Below are 1,541 nucleotides of genomic sequence, written 5' to 3' on the forward strand. Positions count from 1 at the left end.
GCAGCGAGGGCCTGCGCGACGTGTTCGAGCGGGTCGGCAGGTTTGTCGGCGGTCCGGGTGGCCGGACGGGCTGGTCGGCGTTTTTCGACGACCTGTCGCGGCGGCCGCGGCCGGCGCCGGAGACCGCCGGCGAGGCCGGCGACGGCGTGTGGGCCATCTACACCGTGGACGCCGACGGCGGCGCCCACGTCGAACAGGTCTACGCGACCGAACTCGACGCGCTGCGGGCCAACAAGAACAACGTGGATCCCAAGCGCAAGGTGCGCTTCCTGCCCTACGGCATCGCGGTCAGCGTCCTCGATCACGACGCGGAGGAATCCGACGAAGCCGGCGAATCCGACGCGGCGGGCTAGCCGCGAGCGTGCGCAGAATGTCGCGCTAGAGCGGCGTGTCGCGTACCAACGCGCACGCTCGCGGTGGGAGAGGGCGAGAAGGGTCAGCCGCGGCTGATCAGCCCTGCTGCACCTCGTTGGAACCGCCGGAGTTGCTGATCTTCGGATTGCCCGAGTGGTAGGTGATCTTGTTGCTGAAGCCGGACGCGTCGATGCTGTCGACGGAGTCGACGGTGATGGCGTTCTGAACGCCCGACACCGTGAGGCTCGTGCAGTGGCCGGTGATCACGACCGTGTTGGAAACGCCGCTGACGCTGACGACGTTGTTGTTGCAGGCGATCGTTCGATTCTCGTTGATGCCCGAGACGCTGATCCGCGCGCCGGGCGCCGGTGTGGGTGACGTCGACGGCGCCGTGGTCCTGGTCCGGGTGCTCGATGGGCCGGGGCTGCGCGGGCTGGTGGTGGCGCTCGACGGGGGACCGAACGTCGCGGAGATGCTCGGTGGGGAGCTGATGATCGACCGGACACCGGAGAGCTGGTGTGCGGCGAAGGCGGCGATGCCCCCCGCGAGCGCGAGAAAGCCGATGACGATGAACGTGCCGACGATCCACCAGGTTCGGCCGCCCGACGAGGACCTCGGCGGCGGACCGTACGACGGTCCGCCGTAGGTCCAGGGGCTCGCCGGCGGCGGTGGGGGCGGCGGGTTGATCGGAATCGGCACGGTGACGAAGGGCAGGTGCAGGTACATCGTCAACGGCGGGCGCTGGTATTGCGGCGGCGGTCCGGGTGGCCGGACGGGCTGGTCGGCGTTTTTCGACGACCTGTCGCGGCGGCCGCGGCCGGCGCCGGAGACCGCCGGCGAGGCCGGCGACGGCGTGTGGGCCATCTACACCGTGGACGCCGACGGCGGCGCCCACGTCGAACAGGTCTACGCGACCGAACTCGACGCGCTGCGGGCCAACAAGAACAACGTGGATCCCAAGCGCAAGGTGCGCTTCCTGCCCTACGGCATCGCGGTCAGCGTCCTCGATCACGACGCGGAGGAATCCGACGAAGCCGGCGAATCCGACGCGGCGGGCTAGCCGCGAGCGTGCGCAGAATGTCGCGCTAGAGCGGCGTGTCGCGTACCAACGCGCACGCTCGCGGTGGGAGAGGGCGAGAAGGGTCAGCCGCGGCTGATCAGCCCTGCTGCACCTCGTTGGAGACGTC

2 protein-coding genes and 1 pseudogene are annotated in these 1,541 nt (G+C 70.0%); 2 read left to right on the forward strand and 1 reads right to left on the reverse strand.

Annotation, left to right across the window (positions count from 1 at the left end):
• A partial coding sequence (locus A5673_RS18885; RefSeq protein WP_068235699.1) for a hypothetical protein occupies window positions 1–353 on the forward strand: 353 nt, incomplete at its 5' end.
• A gap of 97 nt (window positions 354–450) precedes the next feature.
• Here the strand turns inward: A5673_RS18885 and A5673_RS18890 are convergent.
• Window positions 451–1,044, reverse strand: a pseudogene (locus A5673_RS18890) (DUF3060 domain-containing protein); the annotation flags it as partial.
• A gap of 10 nt (window positions 1,045–1,054) precedes the next feature.
• Here A5673_RS18890 and A5673_RS18895 point away from each other — a divergent pair.
• On the forward strand, window positions 1,055–1,414 hold the full coding sequence (locus tag A5673_RS18895; protein WP_068227619.1) for a hypothetical protein: 360 nt from the start codon (window positions 1,055–1,057) through the stop codon (window positions 1,412–1,414).
• The last annotated feature ends 127 nt before the right edge of the window (window positions 1,415–1,541 follow it).

The organism is Mycobacterium sp. E3198 (assembly GCF_001667015.1).
Taxonomy (GTDB): Bacteria; Actinomycetota; Actinomycetes; order Mycobacteriales; family Mycobacteriaceae; genus Mycobacterium.